Source organism: Variovorax sp. P4_D9 (assembly GCF_056401695.1).
This window is the reverse complement of the sequence record NZ_JBFUIU010000813.1, coordinates 1-3,889: the sequence shown is the minus strand read 5'-3', so window position 1 is coordinate 3,889 and position 3,889 is coordinate 1. Positions and strand designations below refer to the sequence as shown.

The 3,889-nt window shown below is 59.0% G+C and carries 4 protein-coding genes and 1 pseudogene; 1 reads left to right on the top strand and 4 read right to left on the bottom strand.

Going from position 1 to position 3,889, the window contains the following annotated elements:
- From AC1DY5_RS45830 to AC1DY5_RS45820, 3 genes and pseudogenes are all read right to left on the bottom strand, one after another.
- A pseudogene (locus tag AC1DY5_RS45830) lies at positions 1-524 on the bottom strand (NADP-dependent malic enzyme); the annotation flags it as partial.
- Between the two features lie 87 nt (positions 525-611).
- The gene (locus AC1DY5_RS45825; protein WP_478121031.1) at positions 612-1,397 is read right to left on the bottom strand and encodes a hypothetical protein; all 786 of its coding nucleotides are present in this window, start codon (positions 1,395-1,397) and stop codon (positions 612-614) included.
- The gene (locus tag AC1DY5_RS45820; RefSeq protein WP_478121030.1) at positions 1,394-2,158 is read right to left on the bottom strand and encodes a YoaK family protein; all 765 of its coding nucleotides are present in this window, start codon (positions 2,156-2,158) and stop codon (positions 1,394-1,396) included. The genes AC1DY5_RS45825 and AC1DY5_RS45820 overlap by 4 nt, the downstream gene beginning before the upstream one ends.
- A gap of 427 nt (positions 2,159-2,585) precedes the next feature.
- Here AC1DY5_RS45820 and fabZ point away from each other — a divergent pair, with 427 nt between their 5' ends.
- Positions 2,586-3,029: a 3-hydroxyacyl-ACP dehydratase FabZ gene (fabZ, locus tag AC1DY5_RS45815; RefSeq protein WP_478121029.1), complete on the top strand. Its 444-nt coding sequence runs from the start codon at positions 2,586-2,588 to the stop codon at positions 3,027-3,029.
- A 417-nt stretch (positions 3,030-3,446) separates the two neighbouring features.
- Here the strand turns inward: fabZ and AC1DY5_RS45810 are convergent.
- On the bottom strand, positions 3,447-3,889 hold a 443-nt coding region (locus tag AC1DY5_RS45810; RefSeq protein ID WP_478121028.1), incomplete at its 5' end, for a transposase family protein.

Sequence of the window (3,889 nt, the reverse complement as noted above, 5' to 3'; positions counted from 1 at the left end):
GCCGCCACGGTGATCGCGGTGCCGTGCTGGTCGTCGTGGAAGACCGGGATCTTCATGCGCTTGCGCAGCTCGCGTTCGACGTAGAAGCAGTCGGGCGCCTTGATGTCCTCGAGGTTGATGGCGCCGACGGTGGGCTCCAGTGCGGCGATCACCTCGACCAGTTTCGCGGGGTCCTTCTCATCGATCTCGATGTCGAAGACATCGACCCCGGCGAACTTCTTGAACAGGACGCTCTTGCCTTCCATCACCGGCTTGGACGCCAGCGGTCCGATGTCGCCGAGACCGAGAACTGCAGTGCCGTTGGTGATAACCGCCACGAGATTGCCGCGCGCGGTGTACTTGAAGGCATTGACCGGGTCCTTGACGATTTCCTCACAGGGCGCCGCGACGCCAGGCGAATAGGCCAGCGCCAGGTCGCGCTGATTGACCATCTGCTTGGTGGCCGCGATCGAGATCTTGCCCGGGATCGGATGCTCATGATATTCAAGCGCGGCAATGCGAAACGGATCAATGGAGTTAGTCATAAAGTTCCTGTCCTGGTGCTTCATACGGAGCCGAGATGCGCGCTCGGCCCGTTGAGTGCGTGGATCCTTGGGGTCTGGGGGGCAGCCTCATGATGACAGTGGCGTAGCCCACACCAGCCGAACCAACCCATTGGCGATGTGCGGCAGACGCATACCCGTCGCGAGCACCCTGGTTGTCGGCCGGAGAGGTAGTGCGCTCTTCAGTTGAGCGAATACAAAGAACGAGACCTCCGACTCGGAGCGCAGGCGGAATAGCCGATCGCTTTCCGCAAGCAATAGGGGGACCACGCGACTCGGGCGCGTATCGCGATCAAAGTAGACGTGGACGATCTGGTCGTCCGGAAGGAGAAGTCGCGCGCATTCGCTCGACCCTTCCTCGGATATCAGCTCCACCGGAAGGCCCTTGAGAACTGCGTGCTCTTTGACGAGGTGCTTCAAGGTAAGGCTCACAACGATACGATGCATCTCGACATCCAGCAGCTGCACTTGGTCGTCTCCTTCCAACAGGCTGGCGAGATCCTCACCCTGATCCGGTCCTTCGTACCGGATGCAGCTCAACCCCAGGCCCGGTTCTGTCCGGCAGGCCTGCGCGACGTCCAGCAGTTCGTGCGCCGCGTTGCAAACTGATCTCAGCCAGGTGATAGCGGCAGCGAAGTGATCGAAATCGGATGTGGCCTCCGGAAAACGGTCAACGAAGAGCTGCGGGTCCAATACGTCATTGAGCCTTCGTGCGATTGGCGACACGCACCGGACTTCGTTACCCAGTTGCCAAACCGCACCGACAGTGCGGCTTGCACCTCCCGACGGAGACTGGTAGCGCAGCAGCTTGATGTGCCGGCTGACGATGCGGCTCGTACCCGCAATGGTTTTCAAGGGCTACCCCCTGTAGATTCGTCGCCCATCGACCTGAGGTCTTGCAGCATGGGCCGTGCAGCCAACGTCATCAATACGGCGGCAAGGGGCACTGTCGCCGCGAAGCCCAGAACCGCGAAGGCGATGGCCCCAACAGCGCCGCCACCCACAAACAACCCGAGGATCGTCGCAAAGAGTGCCAGCTTCTCGGAACCGGTAGCTGCCATGCGCTGGCCATTGGCTCGTCGAGGAACGTCATCGTGGATCCAATTGCCCAGTTCAACGCCCAGGTCCGTGATAACGCCCGTCATGTGCGTCGTCCTGATCTCGGTCTTCGAGACCTCGCTGACGATTGCGTTCTGCAGTCCCATGACGAAACACAGGAGAAGAAGAGTGGACGGAATAAACCAGTCGCCAAAAAACTCGGAATTGGCGCCGAGCACGCCGAACACCAACAGCAAAGCCGCTTCGAGCACAAGAGGGTGCGAGAACTCCGCATGAAGCCGTAGACGGCGCGCACGAGCAACCAACGCTCCGGTGGTTGCCGCGCCGCAGACGAATGAAGCGAGCAACGCGAACCCGACGACTGCCCAGGCGACGTGTCCCGAAATCAGGTCGTTCGCGATGGCGGAAATGAACCCGGTCATGTTCGACGTATAGCGTTGCACCGCAAGAAAACCACCGGCGTTGATCGCGCCGGCAGTGAACGCAAGCACGCCCCCTAGCTGGCGATCTGTCCGTTGGGCTCGGACCAAGCGGCTGAGTTCTTGAAAAATGTTCACTGCAGGACGATGGGGTCGTCGCGAACTCATCAGGGTCCGCGGCAAAGACACAAATATAGTTCTCATCATGTATAATTGCAATTATTATGAAACACACATTTAATGTGTGTATGTCACTGCGACGGGAGAGACCAGTCGGAACGCCGTATCCGCGGCGCCTTCGCCCGAGGCCCAATGGAACAGGCTGTTTAGTCGTGGCGTCAAGATCCTCGCAGTCGAGCGCAAGCCATCAGCAGTCTTCAGGGGAGCTGACGGAAGCTATCTACGGATCTCGATCTGCGTGATGGGATGAGCGGCCAGAAACTGATCGAGAAGGGCAGGGCGGCGCTACGACCCGACTTCAAGATACTGTTCGGTTCCAGCGAGCGGACAATCCAGAATCGGATGGGACGGGATCGTCCGTCGTCCGGTTCGAAAAGGGGCTTGTGTGAAGTTAGACATCCACGAAATTCTGAAGAGGCTTCCCCATCGCTATCCGTTCCTTTTGGTGGACCGTGTCGTGAAGCTGGAGAAGGGTACGCGGATCAAGGCACTGAAGAATGTCACGATCAACGAAGCGTTGTTCCAGGGTCACTTTCCTCATCGTCCCGTGATGCCCGGCGTGCTGCTGTTGGAAGCCTTGGCGCAGGCGGCCGCTTTGCTCGCGTTTGAGACTTTCGGTGAAACGCCTGACGACACGAAGATGTACTACTTCGGCGGAATCGATGCGGCGCGATTCAAAAGGCCGGTCGAACCAGGGGATCAGTTGATGATGGACGTGCAAATGGTGCGCAGGAAAGCGGGGGTCTTCAAGTTCAAGGGGAGCGGCCTTGTAGACGGGCACCTCGCCGTTGAGGCCGAATTGCTGTGCACGCGGGTGGTCATTGGGTGATGCATCGATACCACTAATGCTGCTTGGCCCAGCGCCTGGCCACGCATTGAGAAAGAAATTTGTCTACGGGTGGGAGAGAGGAGAAGGGAAATCCTGATTCTCAACATTCTCGGAAGCCGCGGCGGGCACCACGCGCGAGTCGCGCAAGGGACTACAGGGTGCGTTTCCTCCCCGGTGAGTTTGGCGTTTCGCGATCTATCGTTGAGGTCGTGTTCGGGCGGAGGGGAGGATCAAAGAGGGTGCGGCTTGCCAATCGGCATGGAGCCAATATGCTCCCCCGATTTTCTTGTCTGCCGTCGAGGCTGCGATGCGTGATGTTCGATTCGCTAGACGGTGCGCATCCGCTGGACTAAAACCCACCGTAAACAATGACGATGTCGCTGGTACGAAGCCCCGATGGCTGCTAAGGGGGGTCCGTCACACGCTGGTGGCCCAGCCTGGTTCGTCGTGCACCCTGAGTCGAGTTGCCTCCGTCGTGCGACCCATGCGTCGCCTTTCAGTGATCGCCTCCTTGCGTGCTTCGATTCGGGCATTGGTTTGCTGCACTCGACTGATTGCCTCTGTCCGGTGAGCTACCAGGAGTTGATTCAAGTTCTCGTGCGTCCATCGCCATGCGCAGGAAGCGGCATTGGCATGGCGATCGTGGTCGACGCCGCATTGGATGCAACGAACGCGGTGCTTGGTGTCTTGAGGGATGGTCAGAAGGCCCATTGCGCCGCAAGAGGCGCAGATTCTCGATGTAATGCTAATGCCTTTTAAGGCAACGCTGATCAAGCGCCGTTTATTGGCTATCCAGTATGCCGATGGCACGAGACGCATGAATTGAGACTGCTTTCGCGGGTTTTGCCCGAAATCGGAGC